Origin of the sequence: Achromobacter pestifer (genome assembly GCF_013267355.1) — a bacterium.
GTDB lineage: Bacteria > Pseudomonadota > Gammaproteobacteria > Burkholderiales > Burkholderiaceae_B > Achromobacter > Achromobacter pestifer_A.
In genome coordinates this window covers 539,382-556,000 of the sequence record NZ_CP053985.1, presented here as the reverse complement: position 1 = coordinate 556,000, position 16,619 = coordinate 539,382, and the positions used below count along the sequence as shown (strand labels likewise).

Annotated in this window: 19 protein-coding genes; 12 read left to right on the top strand and 7 right to left on the bottom strand. The window is 65.2% G+C overall.

Annotated features, from left to right (window positions below):
- The first annotated feature begins 131 nt into the window (after positions 1–131).
- The 3 genes from gcvA (at position 132) to FOC84_RS02965 (ending at position 3,109) form a co-directional block, all read left to right on the top strand.
- Positions 132–1,058, top strand: a complete 927-nt coding sequence (gene gcvA, locus FOC84_RS02975) for a transcriptional regulator GcvA (RefSeq protein ID WP_173143112.1) — start codon at positions 132–134, stop codon at positions 1,056–1,058.
- A 7-nt stretch (positions 1,059–1,065) separates the two neighbouring features.
- Entirely contained in the window at positions 1,066–2,184 is a 1,119-nt protein-coding gene (gene mnmA, locus FOC84_RS02970; RefSeq protein ID WP_173143111.1) for a tRNA 2-thiouridine(34) synthase MnmA, read from the top strand.
- Between the two features lie 106 nt (positions 2,185–2,290).
- On the top strand, positions 2,291–3,109 hold the full coding sequence (locus tag FOC84_RS02965; protein WP_173143110.1) for a sulfite exporter TauE/SafE family protein: 819 nt from the start codon (positions 2,291–2,293) through the stop codon (positions 3,107–3,109).
- A gap of 120 nt (positions 3,110–3,229) precedes the next feature.
- Here FOC84_RS02965 and FOC84_RS02960 read toward each other — a convergent pair whose 3' ends face one another.
- Positions 3,230–3,838 carry a glutathione S-transferase gene (locus tag FOC84_RS02960; protein ID WP_173143109.1) on the bottom strand — a complete coding sequence of 203 codons (609 nt, stop codon included), beginning with the start codon at positions 3,836–3,838 and terminating at the stop codon, positions 3,230–3,232.
- A 160-nt stretch (positions 3,839–3,998) separates the two neighbouring features.
- Here FOC84_RS02960 and purB point away from each other — a divergent pair, with 160 nt between their 5' ends.
- The 3 genes from purB (at position 3,999) to FOC84_RS02945 (ending at position 6,772) form a co-directional block, all read left to right on the top strand.
- Positions 3,999–5,375 (top strand): adenylosuccinate lyase, encoded by a 1,377-nt coding sequence (gene purB, locus FOC84_RS02955; RefSeq protein WP_173143108.1) that lies wholly within the window; start codon positions 3,999–4,001, stop codon positions 5,373–5,375.
- A gap of 57 nt (positions 5,376–5,432) precedes the next feature.
- Complete coding sequence (locus tag FOC84_RS02950) at positions 5,433–5,891, top strand: c-type cytochrome (RefSeq protein WP_088139370.1); 459 nt, start codon at positions 5,433–5,435, stop codon at positions 5,889–5,891.
- A gap of 131 nt (positions 5,892–6,022) precedes the next feature.
- On the top strand, positions 6,023–6,772 hold the full coding sequence (locus FOC84_RS02945; RefSeq protein WP_173143107.1) for a methyltransferase domain-containing protein: 750 nt from the start codon (positions 6,023–6,025) through the stop codon (positions 6,770–6,772).
- A 61-nt stretch (positions 6,773–6,833) separates the two neighbouring features.
- Here FOC84_RS02945 and cml read toward each other — a convergent pair whose 3' ends face one another.
- The 4 genes from cml to FOC84_RS02925 form a co-directional block, all read right to left on the bottom strand.
- The gene (gene cml / locus FOC84_RS02940; protein WP_173143106.1) at positions 6,834–8,021 is read right to left on the bottom strand and encodes a CmlA/FloR family chloramphenicol efflux MFS transporter; all 1,188 of its coding nucleotides are present in this window, start codon (positions 8,019–8,021) and stop codon (positions 6,834–6,836) included.
- Between the two features lie 132 nt (positions 8,022–8,153).
- A complete protein-coding gene (locus FOC84_RS02935) occupies positions 8,154–8,846 on the bottom strand; it encodes a cytochrome b/b6 domain-containing protein (protein ID WP_173143105.1) in 693 nt (230 codons plus the stop codon).
- Between the two features lie 84 nt (positions 8,847–8,930).
- Positions 8,931–9,212 (bottom strand): hypothetical protein, encoded by a 282-nt coding sequence (locus FOC84_RS02930; RefSeq protein ID WP_173143104.1) that lies wholly within the window; start codon positions 9,210–9,212, stop codon positions 8,931–8,933.
- A gap of 677 nt (positions 9,213–9,889) precedes the next feature.
- Positions 9,890–10,249, bottom strand: coding sequence for a hypothetical protein (locus tag FOC84_RS02925; protein ID WP_173143103.1), 360 nt, complete (start codon positions 10,247–10,249; stop codon positions 9,890–9,892).
- A gap of 92 nt (positions 10,250–10,341) precedes the next feature.
- Here FOC84_RS02925 and FOC84_RS02920 point away from each other — a divergent pair, with 92 nt between their 5' ends.
- From FOC84_RS02920 to FOC84_RS02900, 5 genes are all read left to right on the top strand, one after another.
- Positions 10,342–10,857, top strand: coding sequence for a GNAT family N-acetyltransferase (locus FOC84_RS02920; protein ID WP_254241901.1), 516 nt, complete (start codon positions 10,342–10,344; stop codon positions 10,855–10,857).
- A 155-nt stretch (positions 10,858–11,012) separates the two neighbouring features.
- Positions 11,013–11,723 (top strand): DUF3053 family protein, encoded by a 711-nt coding sequence (locus FOC84_RS02915; RefSeq protein WP_173143102.1) that lies wholly within the window; start codon positions 11,013–11,015, stop codon positions 11,721–11,723.
- Positions 11,724–11,777: 54 nt separating this feature from the next.
- Positions 11,778–12,869 carry an AI-2E family transporter gene (locus FOC84_RS02910; protein WP_173143101.1) on the top strand — a complete coding sequence of 364 codons (1,092 nt, stop codon included), beginning with the start codon at positions 11,778–11,780 and terminating at the stop codon, positions 12,867–12,869.
- 120 nt (positions 12,870–12,989) lie between these two features.
- Positions 12,990–13,211: a hypothetical protein gene (locus FOC84_RS02905; protein WP_173143100.1), complete on the top strand. Its 222-nt coding sequence runs from the start codon at positions 12,990–12,992 to the stop codon at positions 13,209–13,211.
- A gap of 243 nt (positions 13,212–13,454) precedes the next feature.
- A complete protein-coding gene (locus tag FOC84_RS02900) occupies positions 13,455–15,029 on the top strand; it encodes a GGDEF domain-containing protein (RefSeq protein WP_173143099.1) in 1,575 nt (524 codons plus the stop codon).
- Between the two features lie 16 nt (positions 15,030–15,045).
- On the opposite strand, the gene FOC84_RS02895 is transcribed toward FOC84_RS02900, so the two are convergent.
- Positions 15,046–15,297, bottom strand: coding sequence for a 6-phosphofructokinase (locus FOC84_RS02895; protein ID WP_173143098.1), 252 nt, complete (start codon positions 15,295–15,297; stop codon positions 15,046–15,048).
- Positions 15,298–15,446: 149 nt separating this feature from the next.
- Here FOC84_RS02895 and yddG point away from each other — a divergent pair, with 149 nt between their 5' ends.
- Positions 15,447–16,355 (top strand): aromatic amino acid DMT transporter YddG, encoded by a 909-nt coding sequence (gene yddG / locus FOC84_RS02890; protein WP_302053189.1) that lies wholly within the window; start codon positions 15,447–15,449, stop codon positions 16,353–16,355.
- A 30-nt stretch (positions 16,356–16,385) separates the two neighbouring features.
- Here yddG and FOC84_RS02885 read toward each other — a convergent pair whose 3' ends face one another.
- Positions 16,386–16,577, bottom strand: coding sequence for a hypothetical protein (locus FOC84_RS02885; RefSeq protein ID WP_054451113.1), 192 nt, complete (start codon positions 16,575–16,577; stop codon positions 16,386–16,388).
- Between the last annotated feature and the right edge of the window lie 42 nt (positions 16,578–16,619).

Sequence of the window (16,619 nt, the reverse complement as noted above, 5' to 3'; positions counted from 1 at the left end):
TCCTGGCGGCCTGGTTTGCGCAAACGAAAGTTTCTCCGTAAGCTATGACTTTTTTTCATGCCTCTTTTCGCGGCGGCCCGGAACAGGGCTATTTCTGCTGCACGGCCTGAAACAATTTACGTACCTCATCCATGCGGCGATTCTGTCCCTCACTCACGGATCTCCAGGCGTTCGAAGTCGCCGCGAGACATAGCAGTTTCACGCGCGCGGCCCAGGAGTTGTGTGTCACGCAGGGCGCGGTCAGTAAGCAGGTGAAACATTTGGAGGAGTTCGTCGGCATCGAACTATTCCTGCGGATCAGGCAAGGCCTGGTCCTGACCGAGGCCGGGCGCAGCTATCTGACCAAGATCCAGGCCGGCCTGGGGCAGATCGAGGCCGCCACGGTGGAGTTGATCGCGCACCAGGGGCAGGGCGGCACGCTCAACCTGACCTGTATGCCGACCTTCGGCGCGCGCTGGCTGATTCCGCGCCTGACCGCCTTCATGCGCCTGCGACCGGACATCCACGTCGAATTCTTGCCGCACCGCCAGGGCTATGACTTTTCCACGCCCGAACTGGACGCTGCCGTGCGCTTCGGCGAGGGCATCTGGCCGGGCAGCGGAGCCGATTACATCGTCGGCCGCGAAATCCTTCCGGTCTGCAGTCCGCGCCTGATTCCGGGTGGCTGCGCGTCGCCGGCGGACCTGCTGGCCTATCCGTTGCTGCACCACACCTCGGCGCTGGAAGGTTGGCGCGACTGGTTCGAGCAGGCCGGCTGCGATACCCGGCGCAGCCTGGAAGGCGCGCGCTTCGACCAGTACGCGCTGCTGTCGCAGGCGGCCGCGGCCGGTTTCGGCGTGGCGCTGATTCCGCGCTGCCTGATCGAGGACGAGCTGCGCGACGGCAAGCTGGCCGTCGCCATCCAGCTGCCGATCCGGGCGCGCATGGGGTACTACCTGTGTTATCCGGAGCAGAAGGCCAATCTGCCCACCCTGCAGGCTTTCCGGGCCTGGCTGATGGAAGTGTCGCGCGCGGCCGAGCCGCAGCCGCAGGAAGATGCCCGGACCGATCTAAAATAGACCCATCATGAGTCAAAAACTTACCAAGAAGGGCCGCGTTGTCGTCGGCATGTCCGGCGGGGTCGATTCTTCGGTCACCGCCTGGCTGCTCAAGCAGCAAGGCTACGAGGTCGTCGGCCTGTTCATGAAGAACTGGGAAGACGATGACGATTCCGAATACTGTTCCACCCGCCAGGACTTGCTGGACGCCGCCAGCGTCGCGGACTTGGTCGGCGTTGAGTTCGAATTCGTCAATTTCGCCGCCGAATACAAGGATCGCGTGTTCGCGGAGTTCCTGCGCGAGTACTCCGCGGGCCGCACGCCCAACCCGGACGTGCTGTGCAACGCCGAGATCAAGTTCAAGGCTTTCCTGGACCATGCCATGGCGCTGGGCGCCGAGCACATCGCCACCGGTCATTACGCGCGCGTGCGCGAAGTGCCGGCCGAGGGCGGCGGCACGCAGTTCCAGCTGCTCAAGGCCTTGGACGCATCCAAGGATCAGAGCTACTTCCTGCATCGCCTGAACCAGGCGCAGTTGTCGCGCACCCTGTTCCCGCTGGGCGAAATCCACAAGACCGAGGTGCGGCGCATCGCGCACGAGATCGGGCTGCACAATGCCGCCAAGAAGGATTCCACCGGCATCTGCTTCATCGGCGAACGGCCGTTCCGCGAATTCCTGAACCGCTATCTGCCGACCGAGCCCGGCCCGATCATGACGCCGGAAGGGCAGAAGGTCGGTCGCCATGAGGGGCTGTCGTTCTACACGCTGGGCCAGCGCAAGGGGCTGGGCGTGGGCGGGGTCAAGGGGCGCCAGCGCGAGGACGGCACGGCCGAAGCCTGGTACGTGGCGCGCAAGGACCTGGAGCGCAATGTGCTTTATGTGGTGCAAGGGCACGACCACCCCTGGCTGCTGTCGGGCGAACTGCGGGCGCAGGACGCCAGCTGGGTCGCGGGCCATGCGCCAGCCCTGGGCGCCTATGGCGCCAAGACGCGCTACCGGCAGGCCGATGCCGCCTGCCGTCTGGACGGCGCTGCCGACGGCGCCTTCAGCCTGAGCTTTACGGATCCGCAGTGGGCGGTAACGCCCGGACAGTCCGCCGTGCTTTACGATGGCGAGGTTTGCCTGGGCGGCGGCATCATCCTGTAAGCGCCGCGCCGGCATCCGCCGCGCGGCGTGCGCAGACTTTACTCAAAGCCCCTCGGGCGCGGCCCCTGGGGCTTTGTTCATTCCCAAGAAGAAAGAGGAGACGGTTGTGGATGTAACGATGGTGATTTGCCTGCTGGTGCTGGGCGGCGTGGTGGGTTTCGCCGCTGGCCTGCTGGGCATAGGCGGGGGCATGCTGCTGGTGCCTTTCCTGACGATGTTGTTTGCATGGAAGGGCATGCCCGCCGACCTGGTGGTGCACGCTGCCATCGCCACGTCGATGACCTCGATCCTGTTCACTTCCATTTCCAGCGTGCGGGCGCACCAGCAGCGCGGCACGATCAAATGGAACATCGTCTGGGCGATGGCGCCAGGCATCATCATCGGCGGCCTGCTGTCTGGCGGCGCGGTCTTCGCCGCGCTCAGCACGCTGTGGCTGTCGCTGTTCTTCGCGCTGTTCGTCGGCTATTCCGGCTGGAGCATGCTGCAGAACAAGAAGCCCAAGCCCAGCCGCCAGATGCCTGGCGTGGTGGGCACCAGCGCGGCCGGGGCGGGTATCGGCTTCCTGTCCGGCCTGGTGGGCGCGGGCGGCGGCTTCCTGTCGGTGCCTTTCATGGTCTGGTGCAACGTGGCGCTGCACAACGCGGTGTCGACCTCGGCGGCGCTGGGCTTTCCCATCGCGCTGGCCAATAGCGTGGGCTATGTGGTGTCGGGCTTGAACTCGGGCGAATCGCGCCCCGGCATGCTGGGCTACATCTACTGGCCGGCCTTGATTGCATTGGTGTGCACCAGCGTGCTGACGGCGCCCTTGGGTGCGCGCATGGCGCACCGCCTGCCGGTGCAGACGCTCAAGCGCGTGTTCGCCTGCCTGCTGTTCGCGCTGGCCGCGTACATGCTGTTCAAGGCCTGGCAGACGTTCAACGGCTGAGCCGGATATGGCTGCGCCGGCGTGCAAGTGCAGCCGGCGCAGAAGGGGTCCGCACGGATCCGGCTGCGCCGGTCCGTAGCGGCGTTCCCTGGGGAAGGCGCGTAGCGCCTCGGGGGAGGGCTACTGCTGGGGGGCCGTGTCGATGAACGACTGGCGCTGCGACAGCTTGTCGTACAACCGGGCCAGGTTCTGGTGGTTGGCGCGCCAGTCGAGCGAGGCGAAGCGCAGGTCCAGATAGCCCAGCGCGCAGCCGACGGCGATGTCGGCCAGGCTGTAGTTGATGCCCATGCAGTGGGCGTTGTCGCCCAGGCTCTTGTTCATCGCGTCGAGGCTGGCGTGGATCTTGGAGTACTGGCGCTCGATCCATTCGGGGCTGCGCTGAACCTCGGGACGCTGGTTTTCCTTGACGATGGTCACGCAGGCGTCCAGGAGGCCATCGGCGATGGCTTCCCAGCATTTGACGGCCGCGCGGTCGCGCCCCGGCTGAGGAATCAGGCGGGCGACCGGAGACAGGGTGTCGACGTATTCGACGATGACGCGCGAATCGAAGAGGGCGCCGCCATCTTCCATGACCAGGCAGGGCACCTTGCCCAGCGGGTTGTACGTTTGGATCTGCGTGTCGGCGGACCAGACGTTTTCGAGTTCAAGCCGGTAGTCCAGCTTTTTCTCGGCCATGACGATACGCACTTTGCGCACGTAAGGACTGGTAAGCGAGCCGATCAGTTTCATGGAGTCACAAGCGGAGTCGGAAAGCGGCCGAAGTATAGCAGGCCGCATGACGGCAAGACGGCAAGAGGCCGGAATCTTCGCCAGTTTGCCACAATGTTGCACGCTTCCGGATGATAAAATCGCCCGATTCGATCATTCCCCGCTTTTTCTCCTCCAGACCATGCAAATCGCCGATCAGCTCAGCCAACTCAACGCCCTTTCGCCACTCGATGGCCGGTACGCTTCCCGGGGCGACGCGCTGCGCGGCCTGCTTTCCGAGGCCGGTTTCATGGCGCACCGCGTCGAAGTCGAGGTGGCCTGGCTGATCGCGCTGTCCGATGCCGGCCTGCCGGAACTGCCCGCCTTCTCCGAGGCCGCCCGCGCCCGCCTGCAACAATTGGTGCGTGACTTCTCGGAATCGGACGCTGCCCGTATCAAGGACATCGAACGCGTCACCAACCACGACGTCAAGGCCGTCGAGTACTGGCTGAAGGAAAAAGTGGCCGATGACGCCGAGCTGGCCCGCGCCGCCGAGTTCATCCACTTCGCCTGCACCTCCGAGGACATCAACAACACCTCGCACGCGCTGATGCTGACGCGCGCCCGCAACGAGGTCGTGGTGCCGCGCCTGCGCGAGCTGGCTGCCAAGCTGAACGACATGGCCGTCACCCAGGCCGACCAACCGATGCTGTCGCGCACGCACGGCCAGCCCGCCAGCCCGACGACCTTGGGCAAGGAATTCGCCAACGTGGCTGCGCGCCTGAACCGCGCCATCGCCGCCGTCGAGGCCGTCGAACCGCTGGCCAAGCTGAACGGCGCCACCGGCAACTACAACGCCCACCTGTCGGCCTACCCCGAAATCGATTGGCCCGCTTTCAGCCAGCGCGTGCTGGCCGGCCTGGGCCTGACCCAGAACCGCCACACTATCCAGATCGAACCGCATGACTGGATGTCGGCCCTGTTCGACGCCATCACGCGCGCCAACATCATCGTGCTGGACCTGGACCGCGACATCTGGGGCTACGTGGCGCTGGGCTACTTCAAGCAACGCCTGAAGGAAGGCGAGGTCGGTTCCTCCACCATGCCGCACAAGGTCAACCCGATCGACTTCGAAAACTCCGAAGGCAACCTGGGCCTGGCCAACGCCGTGCTGCGCCATCTCGCGGACAAGCTGCCGATCTCCCGCTGGCAGCGTGACCTGACCGACTCCACCGTGCTGCGCAACCTGGGCGTGGGCCTGGGCTATTGCCTGGTGGCCTGGGATGCCTGCATGCGCGGCCTGGGCAAGCTCGAAGTCAATACCGCCGCCATCGACGCCGACATCGACGCCTGCTGGGAAGTGCTGGCCGAGCCGGTGCAGACCGTCATGCGCCGCTATGGCCTGCCGCAACCGTACGAACAGCTCAAGGCTTTGACGCGCGGCAAGGGCATCACCGAGGAAGGCCTGCGAGAATTCATCCAGGGCCTGGCCCTGCCCGAAGAGCCCAAGGCCCGCCTGCTGGCGATGACCCCGCGCTCCTACATCGGGCTGGCAGCCGACTTGGCCCGGGCGGTATAGTCGCCTTGCCGCGCGCCTGGGGGCGCGCGGCTTCTGTTGACCTTACGGGAGATTGCAATGAAGAAGTTGTCCACGCTCGCCGCGTTGGCCTGTATGACGGTGGGGCCCCTGCTGGCGACGAGCGCGTCCGCGCAGTTCGCCAAGCCCGAGGACGCGGTCAAGTACCGCCAGTCGGCGCTGACGCTGATGGCCTCCCATTTCGGCCGCATGGCGCCGGTGGTCAAGGGCCAGCAGCCCTATGACGCCGCGCAGATCAAGGCCAATGTGGAAGTGTTGAAGACCTTGTCGGCCTTGCCGTGGACGGCTTTCGGCGCAGGCACCGAGGGCGGCGACGCGCGTCCGGAAATCTGGAGCGACGCCGCGGGCTTCAAGCAGAAGCAACAGGCCTTCCAGGACAACATCGTCAAGCTGTCGGCTGCTGCCGATGCCGGCGACCTGGACAAGCTGCGCGCCGCATTTGGCGATGTCGGCGCAAGCTGCAAGGCCTGCCACGACGCTTATCGCAAGAAGAAGTAAAGCGCCGGCCGCCCGTGGGCGGCATGTGGGCAAAGAGGCGCCAGCTTAACGGTTGGCGCTTTTTTTTATCCCATTACCGGACTTGCGGCGGCCTGCGGAATCGTGCGCTGGCCCTGGACAGGGGAGATGAGATGAAATCCTTTGATGATCTCGTGGTAGAGGCCGAGGCCGCCGATGTCAGCGGCTGGGGCTTCGATTGGCTGGCTGGGCGGGCCTCCGAGGAACGCCCGCCGTGGGGCTATGCCAGCTTGCTCGCACAGCGCCTGGCCAGCGTGCAGTCGGCTTTGGACCTGGATACGGGCGGCGGCGAGGTGCTGGGCGAGGCCCCCGGCTTTCCGCCAGTCATGCATGCGACCGAAGCTTGGCCGCCCAATGCCAGGAAAGCGCATGAGCGCCTGGCCGCGCGCGGCGTGCAACTGGTGCTGACCGCGTCCGGCGTTGGCTTGCCGTTCGCCGACGCCTCGTTCGAGTTGGTGACGTCCCGGCATCCCGTGAGTCCGGGATGGGCGGAGATCCGTCGCGTCCTCACGCCGGGTGGGCATTACTTTGCGCAGCACGTGGGGCCGGCGTCGGCCTTCGAGCTGATCGAGCACTTCCTGGGGCCATTGCCGGAGGAGCGGCGCCTGCGCGATCCGCGGGATGAAGCGGCGGCCGCCGGGGTTGCCGGACTGGCCGTGACGGACCTGCGCACGGCCCGTTGCCGGATGGTGTTCCACGACGTGGGCGCCGTGGTCTGGATCCTGCGCAAATGCGTGTGGTGGGTGCCGGATTTCTCGGCGCGCAAATACCGCGATGCCTTGCTGGCGCTGGATGGGAAGATGCGCCGGGGAGAACCGTTCGTGGCCCATTCGACGCGGCATTTGATCGAAGCTCGGCGTTGAGCGACCTGTGGCCCGTGTGGGCAACGAGGTCGCGCACACGGACTGCCGTTGCCGGGTCGCGTCAATCGCGTTTGCATGCGCAGGACAGGCAAAGCACTGCCATGGCGAGACTCAGGCAATAGGCGATGATGGGCCAGCCGGTTCCGGTGGGCAGCTGCGTGATCGCTAGGGTGCCAATACCGCCCAGTATCAACCCGCCCAGGCAGAAGTAAACCGCCGTGGCGGTTCCGGCGATATGGTCGAAGCCTTGGAGCGCGCCATTGGGCGCCACGGAGACCGCAGAAGCGATACTGGCGCCGACCAGCCACATCGGGACGATGAGACCGAGCGCCGAATGCGGCATGAACAGCTCGGAGACCGTGAGGATGGCGGCTCCGGCAATCAGGCCGCACATTCCCAGGCGCAAGGTTTTGAGGGTTCCCCAGCGGGGAATCAAGCGCCCCATCAACCGCGCCGCCGCCATCATCGCAATGGCCACTGTGGCAAATAGCAGGCTGAAGCCTAGCTGCGACAACCCTTGGCGGCCCATCATCAGCCAGGGCGCGGTTGAGAAAAAGACGAAGAAGCTGCCCATTCCCGCGCTGTAGCAAAGCGTGTAGAGCCAGAAATGCCGGCGTTTCAGGGGGAGCAGGAACTGCGACCATTGCGGCACCGTTGCCGCAGGCCGCTTGGTCTCTGGCCATAGCAGCCAGGCGGCTATGACGGCTCCTGTCATCGCCATTCCCAGCACGCCGAAGATGGCGCGCCATCCCAGCCAGGCGCTGACCAGCGCGCCGAGTAGCGGACCCACTGCCGGAACCATCGCCAGCATGGTGCCGAGCAGGCCATAGATGGTGTGGCTTTCTGCGCGGCCCGAGTAAACGTCGCGCACGGTGGCAAAGGTGGCGACGAGGCATGCCGAAGCGCCGCAGGCTTGCAGGATGCGCAGACCGAGGAACGCCTCAGGCGAGGAGGCGGCCGCGAGGCCGAATGAGGCAGCGATGTAGGCGAGACCGCCGGCCAGCAGGACCGGGCGGCGTCCCAGGCGGTCCGACAAGGGGCCGAAGATGAGCTGGCCCGCTCCAAGCAGCACCAGGTACGCCGTCAACGTCCATTGGATCGTCGCGGCGTCGGCGCCTAGCGCATCGGCCATGGAAGGCACCACGGGCAGGTACATGTCCATGCCCAGCGAGGCCAGCAGGTCGAACGGTGACAAGAGGAAGAGTGTGGCGGCAAGGGAGTGCCGCCAGGAGAAATCATTTGAGCGCACGAAGCCATCTCCTTGGAAAAGGATCAGGCGGCGCTCTCGTGTAGCGACTGGCGTGTCGAGAACGCCGCAACAACCAAAAAAAACGGGTTGTTGCGGCTTACTCGTCTGCTTGCTTGGCGGTGTTCATGGGAGTCAGGAAAAAGACATGTCGGCCGCCACTTCCAGCGACCGGATCCACAGCACCAGGCCCGTGACACAGGCGCCCAGCAACAGGGCGCGCAGCCAGACGGCGAAACCGTCCTGCGTCGGCGGCGTGCCGGCGGGCACGTCCTTGGCGTCGACCTTGCCCGTGATGATCGCGCGCACCATGCGCTTGCGGCGCACCAGCGCGTACCAGAACACCGCGGCCAGATGCAGCGCGACCAGTGCCAGGATGACCCACTCATTGAGCTTGTGCCAGGAGGTCATGGCGGCGGAAACGGTTTCGCTGACGTGGCCGAACAGCGGGCCCTGCGTCATGATGTCGTCGGTGGTGAACAGGCCGCTGACCGCCTGGAAGCCGATGACCAGCAGCAGCGCCAGCACCGATAGCGCGCCCAGCGGATTATGGCCGGCAGGCGCGGCGGCGCCCTTCAGGTAGCGGGCCACCGCCGCAGGGCCGCGCACGAACTGCGAAAAGCGGGCGTAGCGCGGGCCGAAGAATCCCCACAGCAAGCGGAACAGGATCAGGCCCAGCGCCGTGCAGCCGAAGCGCACATGCCAATCCATGTACAGGCCGCCCAGTTTGACGCTGACGAATGCACCGACGATGCAGGCGACGAGCGCCCAGTGGAATAGGCGGGTGGGAAGGTCCCAGATATGGACCGCGAGACGGTTGTTCTGCATGGTGGGATCGCCAGGGCTGTATTGCCGGGGACTTTATCACGCACGAATTGCCCCGTTGCGTGCGCAACGGGGCGGGGCGCTGCTTCAGTGAGTGGTGCGGCGCACTGATTCGATGCGATGCACGTGCTCGTGGCGGAAGCGGATGCGCTGGCCAGGAGCCTCTTGCGCAGGCGCGCCGCAGGGCACGACTTCGGTCGTGTAGGTCGTCGTGCCGTCGATGGGCGCGTTGTAGATGACCGTGGCGCGGATTTCCGGGCCGTTCGCGGGCTTCAGGTAAACGATGTCGCCGACGTGGATCGGCATGTTGTCCAGCTTGGTGTGTGCCGGGCGTCGGATCAGGTCCGAGGTAGTGAAACGAGTATTCATGGTGTTTGTTCTCTTGGTTTCTAGTTATGGGATGCTGCTTCTGGCCACGTGGCGCGCGGCATTCCTGCCGCGTGCCCATGCCAGCCGTATCAAATGGGGCGGGCGTGTCGTGACACTAACGCATATCTGCCGCCGTCCCTTTGCGCATTCTCATGTTTTTGCACGCACGGGCTGGCGGCGCGATGCTGTCCATCAGTCCGGGACGGCATCATTTCGGGCGGCGCGATGCGCAAGGCAAGCAGAGGCCCGAGGGTTCATGCAGGGCTGGAAAGCCCTGGCGATTGCGGCGCGCTTATCGCTAAAGGTCGCTTGCGCGGGTTGCAGGCGCCGCCGATGGTCTTGTTGCTTCTTGCCAAGCCGGACTGGCGGTTTGGTGAAGGCGTTTGGTTCCAGGCCACAATCCGGGTTTGTGTTCTACGCAAACTGGATGGGATGCTCGGGCTTGGGGGCCGCAGCGTCCATTGGGCTTGGATGATTTTCGAGGGTCTGGGGTCTGCTTTGGTACGTGGGGGAGGGCTGATGTTCAGGCCTCGGAGCCAGTACCTTGGTTTGTCGCCGCGTTTTTTCGAATGGAAATTGGCGCTAACCGCAGAACTCAACCATCAATAATACGGGTGCTTGATGTTTTTTGCAAGCGTTTTGTGCTAGGGAGGAAACATCCCCCTTATATCCGTCCCTTAATGTGCAGTCGGGCGGGCCTGGCGTTGGGCTTCGATGATGAGTCCTTCCAGGCGCGGAGACATGCGCAAGGCGACCTGCGCGCCGGTCTGGCCGTCAGGTTGGCTCTCGGTTTCCAGCGCGAGTTCGATGCGCTCGTTGTCGAAGGCCTCGGGGGCGGCCTGGATTTCCACGTAGCGGGCCAGCAAGGCATCGACCGCCTTTTGCGCATCGGCCAGCGCTTCATCGGTCAGTTGACCCGGGCTCAGGTACTGGTTGACCACTCGCGCCAGGTCGTTCATGAAGAACAGCAGGGCGGCCGCGCCGCGGCAATCGGGATGGGCAAAGCCCCAGGTGTCGGAGGTGGCGTTTTGAGTCATGTCTTGAGGCTGGCCTGTGTTGCGGGGGGCCGTGATGGCCGAAAACGCCATTTTATGGGATCGGGCGGCGCGCCCGCATCAGGCATACTGCCATGCCTATGATCAGACTCGCACGCCCCTCAGACCTGGCCAGCCTGGCCGATATCGAACGTTCAGCCGCGCGGCGGTTCCTGGACACGCACATGGCCTGGGCCGCTGGCGACGATACTTCGCCGCAGGACGAGCTTGCGCAGGCGCAAGCGGCCGGCCTGTTATGGATCGCAGAATGCGAGGGCCAGCCGGTGGGCTTTGCGCTGACCCGGCCCATGGATGGCGATCTCTACCTGGCCGAGATGGCGGTGGCCCTGCCTTGGCAGGGGCGAGGCCTGGGGCGGGCTTTGCTTTGCGCCGTGTGCACGCAGGCCCGCAATGCCGGCTGCTACCGGTCCGTGGCGTTGACCACCGACCGCGAACTGCCCTGGAACAGACCGTTTTACCAGCGGCAAGGCTTTGCCGAACTGGCGGCGGCGGAACTCACGCTGGGGCTGCGTGAGCGCTTGCGCCACGAGGCTGCCATGGGTTTTGACCCGGCATGCCGCTGCGCGATGGCGTATCCTCTGGAGCCATGATGCAGGCGGCGGACCCTGTGTCAACACGCTTCGATAGCAACAAAATCCGCCCGCCGGCGGTGCGGGGAAGCGCCTTCGGGATAATCTGCCGGAGGGCGGCCGCCCTGCTCGCGGGCGGCGCCGGTTTCGCGAACCCGCATGCAAGGAGGATGGGCATGGCACTGCGAGCTTGCCTGCTGGGCCTGGCGACGGCGTCGATGCTGTTTCTGTCGGCCTGCGTCAACAAGGAGCCTCAGGAGCGGGCCGCGTTCATCCAGTTGCTGCAAAGCCGGATGAGCAGCGCATCGCTGGTGCCCATGGGTATCCTGAGCGAGCCGGAAAAAGAGGCCGTTGGCGGCTACACCGATGCCTACGAAGTGATCACCGATTTCCAGGAAGCCCTGGCGCAGGCGGCGGCGTCCATGCGCGACGTGCCGGAGATCGAAACCCTGCGTTCAGTGGCCGAGATCGTGGAGCGCCGGGCCCGCTTCGAGGCCGCGCGCAAGACGCTGGCCGAACAGGCTGCCGAGGTCCAACGGGCCCAAGCCAAGGCGGACAAGGCGCGTGCGGCGCTGGCGCTGCCGCCCGATCTCGCGCCCGTCTATGACGGCGTCTATGACGAAGCCGTGACAGCGCCCGCGGCCGAGCTGCTGGATGCGGCGGCCGCCATGGATGCGGTGGCGCGCGATGCGCTGGGCGTGGCGGATTTCGTGGCTGCCCATGCGCAGGACATCCTGCTGCTGGACGGGCAGGCGCGCGTCGCGACGCTCACTCTGCTGCAGGAGCTGAACCTGCGCCTGCAGGGGCTGAATGCGCAGTCGCAGGTCCTGGAGCGTGCGCGCGCCACCTTGATGCAGCTTGCCGGACAACCGCCGGACGCCCGCTGAGCAGCGCTTTGTACAATGCGGGTCTCGCGGCGTCAGCCGAGCCTGGGACGTAATATGAGCCAATCTTCCAGCGTGCACTACAGAACCTTTCTGCTCCTGCTGGTGGCGGTCACCATCGCATTCGGCTGGTTGTTGTGGCCTTTTTACGGCGCTGTTTTCTGGGGCGCCGTTCTCGCCATCATCTTCGCGCCGCTACAGCGCCGGCTGGTGGCGCGCATCGGCGGACGGCGCAACCTGGCCGCGCTGATCACCTTGCTGTTGGTGCTGTTGCTGGTGATCCTGCCGCTCATTGTCATCAGCGGATCACTGGTGCGCGAAGGGGCGAATCTCTATCAGAGCGTCAAGTCCGGGCAGATCAACTTCGGCGACTATTTCCAGCAGGCCATGGCGGCCTTGCCGCCGTCGGTGCATGATCTGCTGGCGCGCTTGGACCTGACCGACATACCTAGCCTGCAGGAAAAACTCAGCGCGGGCGCCATGCAGGCCAGCCAGTTCCTGGCGACCCAGGCCTTGAACATCGGACAGGACACGTTCCAGTTCGTGATCAGCTTCGGCATCATGCTGTACCTGCTGTTCTTCCTGTTGCGCGACGGCCCGCAGCTATCGGCGCGGCTCAAGCGCGCCATGCCGCTGAGCGACACGCACAAGCAGCACCTGCTGCGCAAGTTCACCACCGTCGTGCGCGCCACCGTCAAGGGCAACGTCGCGGTGGCTGCGGCGCAGGGCGCGCTGGGCGGCATCATCTTCTCGATCCTGTCCATCCAGGGCGCGCTGCTGTGGGGCGTGATCATGGGCTTTCTGTCCTTGCTGCCGGCGATCGGCGCGGGGTTGATCTGGGCGCCGGTCGCGATCTACTTCCTGTTGACCGGCGCCACGATCAAGGGCGTCGTGCTGATCCTGTTCGGCGTGCTGGTCATCGGCATGGTGGACAACGTGCTGCGTCCGATCCTGGTCGGCAAGGACACCAAGATGCCGGACTATGTGGTGCTGATCTCCACGCTGGGCGGCATGGCCTTGTTCGGCCTGAACGGTTTCGTGATTGGCCCGCTGATCGCCGCGCTGTTCATGGCCAGCTGGGATCTGTTCGCACCGCCGGCGGAGGGGTTGGCGGACAGTGCCGAGGACCAGCCCCCCGCAGGCAAATAGGCGCGGCGGACTGCCCGGCGCAGTCCGTCCGTCCCAAGACGGGTGTATGGTGTAGCAGCGCCGGCCTTTATCGGGGCCGGCTTTTCGTATCAACCTCGACTTTTCGGGAGCGCGTGGGATATGGAATGGAAACTGCATCGATCGGGCTGGATCGAAGAACGCAACTTCGACATCGAATTCGCCGAGACCCCTGAGGGCTATCACGCCCGGGTGCGGATCTTCGGATTTCCGGTGCTGGAAGACACCAAGCACGTATTCCCCAACGAGGCGTTGGCCGAAAAGGGGGCGTTGACGCTGCTCAAGACTCAGTTCACCGGCACCCCGGACCTGGAAGACCAGTAGGCGCGACAGGCGCCGCGTGTCCGGAGTAAATTGGGGACGCGATATTTAAACCACACCCGTATCGACGCGGCGAGGGGATTCCCATGGCGCGGATTGTGCGATTGCGAACTTCTGCAATAATTTCTGGCGTTCGTTCGCCCTCTGGCCGTGGGCCGGGCGTAGCGTATCGGGAGGCGCATGGGTCCAGAGGTGTGGTTTCGATCGGCAGGCCGACGCTTGCGGACTTCGCAGGGCGAGGTTCCGATGGCTGACGCCGAAAGTCTGGCGGGCGCGCGCGTGCGCCGGCCGCGCCGCTATTCCATGCGCACCGGCCTGCTCACGCTCGTGTTCGCCTGTATCACGCCTGCCCTGGTCATGGCTTCGGTGGCAGTCTACGAAAGCTACGTCATCCAGAAAGAACGGATCTTTCGCGACACGATCTTCCTGGCGCGCAATCTCACCGCGATCCTGGACCGCGAACTCACCGGCGTCGAGGCGGGCTTGCAGATGCTGGCGTCGTCTCCGGATCTGGTGGCTGGCGACCTGGCCGGTTTTCATCGGCGGGCGCGCGAATCCGTGCGCTTCCAGATCATAGACAGCTATGTCCTGACCGATAAGGACGGCCGTCAGCTGATCAACACGTCCGTGCCGTTCGGCAATCCCTTGCCGATGACCGGCGCCTCCACCCAACTGGCCCAGGTGTTCCAGACTCGCGCGGCGGTGTTGACGGGCCTCTTCACCAGCAGGGTCAACCAAGGTCCGCTCATCGCGCTGGGCGTGCCGGTGCTGCGCAACGGCGAGGTCGCCTACAGCCTCAACGTCGGCATCCTGCCCGAGCGCATCGGCAACTTGCTGGGCAGGCGCGCACTGCCGGACGGCTGGGTGGCGGCCGTGCTGGACGACAGCGGCACGATTCTGGCGCGCACACGCGATACCTCGAAATTCCTGGGCCAGAAGGCCGTTCCCGAGCTGGCGCGGGCGGTGCAGCAGGAAAGCGAGGGCTCGCTGGAAACCATCACCAAGGAAGGCACGCCGGTCTACACCGCGTTCAGCCGCTCGTCGCTATCCGGCTGGACCGTTGCGGCCGGGGCGCCGATGAGCCTGCTGACCACCGACCTGTACCGCTCCATCGCCTGGATCGCCCTGGGCACCTTGCTGGCTTTCGGCCTGGGCCTGCTGCTGGCCTTGCGGCTCGCCAGCCGCCTGACTTCGTCCGTGCAGAGCCTGGTCGCGCCCGCGCTTGCGCTGGGCAAGGGGCACGCGGTGACGGTGCCGGGCACACGCGTCAAGGAGGTCGCGGACGTGGGCGGCGCCCTGGTGCAGGCGTCCCGCATGCTGGCGCATGCCCAGCACTTGGCGCATTACGATCCGCTGACCGGCCTGTGCAACCGCGTGCTGTTCAGCGAACTGGTGCTGCGCGAGCTGGCGGTGGCGCAACGCAGCGGCGAAGCCTTCGCCATCCTGGCGATCGATCTCGATGGCTTCAAGGCGGTCAATGACCTGCATGGCCACGCGGCGGGCGATGCGGTGCTTCAGGAAGCGGCCGAGCGCATGGCCGACGCGATCCGCGTATCGGACGTGGCGGCGCGGCTTGGGGGCGATGAATTCGCCGTGCTGCTGCTGGGGGCGGACAGGGACAACGCGCGGCGTGTCGCGCAGGCGCTGGTGGAAAGCCTGTCGCTGCCGTATCCCGAGGTCAGCGTCTCGGTATCCGCCAGCGTGGGCATCGCCGTGTATCCGCAGTCCGGCGTCGCCGTGCGCGAACTGCTGGAACGCGCTGATATGGCGCTCTACAAGGCCAAGGGGCAGGGCAAGCGCCGGGTGGAGGTGGATCAGTAAGCGGATCCGCCAGCCTTCAGGTCTCGTGCAGCGGCGGCGACAGGGCCGTCAGGACTTCGCCGGAGTTCAGCCGGTACCTGTTCCGATCCAGCGGCAACACCGGCTCCCCTTCCGTGGTGCGGAGTATGTAGCGGGCCGCGTTAGGCCGGGCGGCGTCAGGTTTGGCTTGGCCCGGCGCCTCCGCTCGCAGGAACACTTCGATCCGGTAGAGCCGGCCCGATTCCGTGCTGGCCAGCACGTCGCTCAATCTACGTGTGGATATCGTCATGCGGCGCTTGCTCCTTGTTCTGCATTGTTCTGGCAGGCATGTTGGTGTGGGCGCCAGTTCTGCCGTATGCCGGGGACTGGCCGCGGGCCGTGCAGGTTTTCGCTAAACTGCCCGGCTTGGCGCCCCAAGGCGGGCAATCGGAATCGGTAATGCAACTCTCCCTGAGCCGGAACACGGCAACTTCACTGGGCTTGCTGGCGGTGCTGCTGTGGGGCACCGTCGTCGGCCTGATCCGCGGCGTCAGCGAAAGCTTCGGTCCGGTCGGCGGCGCCGCGCTGATCTACACGACGGGCGCCGCGTTCCTGACGCTGCTGCTGGGCTTCCCAAAGCTGCGCACCTTTCCACGCTCCTATCTCATTGTGGGCAGCCTGCTGTTCGTCGCCTACGAAATCTGCCTTTCGCTCTCTTTGGGCTACGCCGCCAACCGTGGGCAGGCAATCGAATTGGGCATCGTCAACTATCTCTGGCCCTGCTTCACCGTGATACTCGCCATCCTCATCAATGGCCAACGGGCCAGTGCGTGGGTGGTGCCGGGCATATTGCTGTCGTTGTGCGGCATCGTCTGGGTCCTCGGCGGATCGGGCGGACTGTCCTGGGACCGCACGATCGCCAACGTGTCCAGCAATCCCCTCAGCTACGGACTGGCTTTCAGCGGCGCTGTCATCTGGGCCGTCTACTGCAACGTGACCACGAGATTCGCCGACGGCAAGAACGGGGTCGCCTTGTTTTTCATGCTGACCGCGGCTGCCTTGTGGATCAAGTATCTGTTGGGCGCAGAGCCTGCTTTAGTCTTCACCTGGCCCGCCACGCTGGAATTGCTGGTGACCGGCGGCGCCATGGCGGCAGGCTATGCGCTATGGAATGTGGGCATACTCAAAGGCAACCTGACCTTGCTGGCCACGGCGTCCTACTTCACTCCGGTCTTCTCGACATTCTTCGCCGCCGTGTGGCTGTCGACCCGCCTGACCACATCATTCTGGCAGGGCGTGGCCATGGTGACCGCCGGGTCGCTGCTGTGCTGGGCGGCTACCCGCGGCAAGGCCGCCCGGGGCGCATAGCCCCGGGACGTACATGTCGTGAACAAGGAGTTATTCGATCAGCACGGTCTGCGCGACCGCGTATCCGAGCGGAATCAACAAGAGTGAAGCGAACAAGGAACTGGTGATCGCCGCCGAGATTCTCAGCCAGGGTTCGGACCCTGCGCTTTGAACCGTTTGAATCACCAACGCGACGATACCCACAACCATCAAACAGCTGATAACCACTGCTACATAAGTCATGTTGTCTCCGTCCTCGCCTGACTAAAGGGGAATGCGGCTGCC

Bases quoted from the DNA above. Each gene is read 5' to 3' on its own strand.
- gcvA (WP_173143112.1), top strand. From the start codon at position 132: ATGCGGCGATTCTGTCCCTCACTCACGGATCTCCAGGCGTTCGAAGTC.
- mnmA (WP_173143111.1), top strand. From the start codon at position 1,066: ATGAGTCAAAAACTTACCAAGAAGGGCCGCGTTGTCGTCGGCATGTCC.
- FOC84_RS02960 (WP_173143109.1), bottom strand. From the start codon at position 3,838: ATGAAACTGATCGGCTCGCTTACCAGTCCTTACGTGCGCAAAGTGCGT.
- purB (WP_173143108.1), top strand. From the start codon at position 3,999: ATGCAAATCGCCGATCAGCTCAGCCAACTCAACGCCCTTTCGCCACTC.
- FOC84_RS02950 (WP_088139370.1), top strand. From the start codon at position 5,433: ATGAAGAAGTTGTCCACGCTCGCCGCGTTGGCCTGTATGACGGTGGGG.
- FOC84_RS02945 (WP_173143107.1), top strand. From the start codon at position 6,023: ATGAAATCCTTTGATGATCTCGTGGTAGAGGCCGAGGCCGCCGATGTC.
- FOC84_RS02935 (WP_173143105.1), bottom strand. From the start codon at position 8,846: ATGCAGAACAACCGTCTCGCGGTCCATATCTGGGACCTTCCCACCCGC.
- FOC84_RS02930 (WP_173143104.1), bottom strand. From the start codon at position 9,212: ATGAATACTCGTTTCACTACCTCGGACCTGATCCGACGCCCGGCACAC.
- FOC84_RS02925 (WP_173143103.1), bottom strand. From the start codon at position 10,249: ATGACTCAAAACGCCACCTCCGACACCTGGGGCTTTGCCCATCCCGAT.
- FOC84_RS02920 (WP_254241901.1), top strand. From the start codon at position 10,342: ATGCCTATGATCAGACTCGCACGCCCCTCAGACCTGGCCAGCCTGGCC.
- FOC84_RS02915 (WP_173143102.1), top strand. From the start codon at position 11,013: ATGGCACTGCGAGCTTGCCTGCTGGGCCTGGCGACGGCGTCGATGCTG.
- FOC84_RS02910 (WP_173143101.1), top strand. From the start codon at position 11,778: ATGAGCCAATCTTCCAGCGTGCACTACAGAACCTTTCTGCTCCTGCTG.
- FOC84_RS02905 (WP_173143100.1), top strand. From the start codon at position 12,990: ATGGAATGGAAACTGCATCGATCGGGCTGGATCGAAGAACGCAACTTC.
- FOC84_RS02900 (WP_173143099.1), top strand. From the start codon at position 13,455: ATGGCTGACGCCGAAAGTCTGGCGGGCGCGCGCGTGCGCCGGCCGCGC.
- FOC84_RS02895 (WP_173143098.1), bottom strand. From the start codon at position 15,297: ATGACGATATCCACACGTAGATTGAGCGACGTGCTGGCCAGCACGGAA.
- yddG (WP_302053189.1), top strand. From the start codon at position 15,447: ATGCAACTCTCCCTGAGCCGGAACACGGCAACTTCACTGGGCTTGCTG.
- FOC84_RS02885 (WP_054451113.1), bottom strand. From the start codon at position 16,577: ATGACTTATGTAGCAGTGGTTATCAGCTGTTTGATGGTTGTGGGTATC.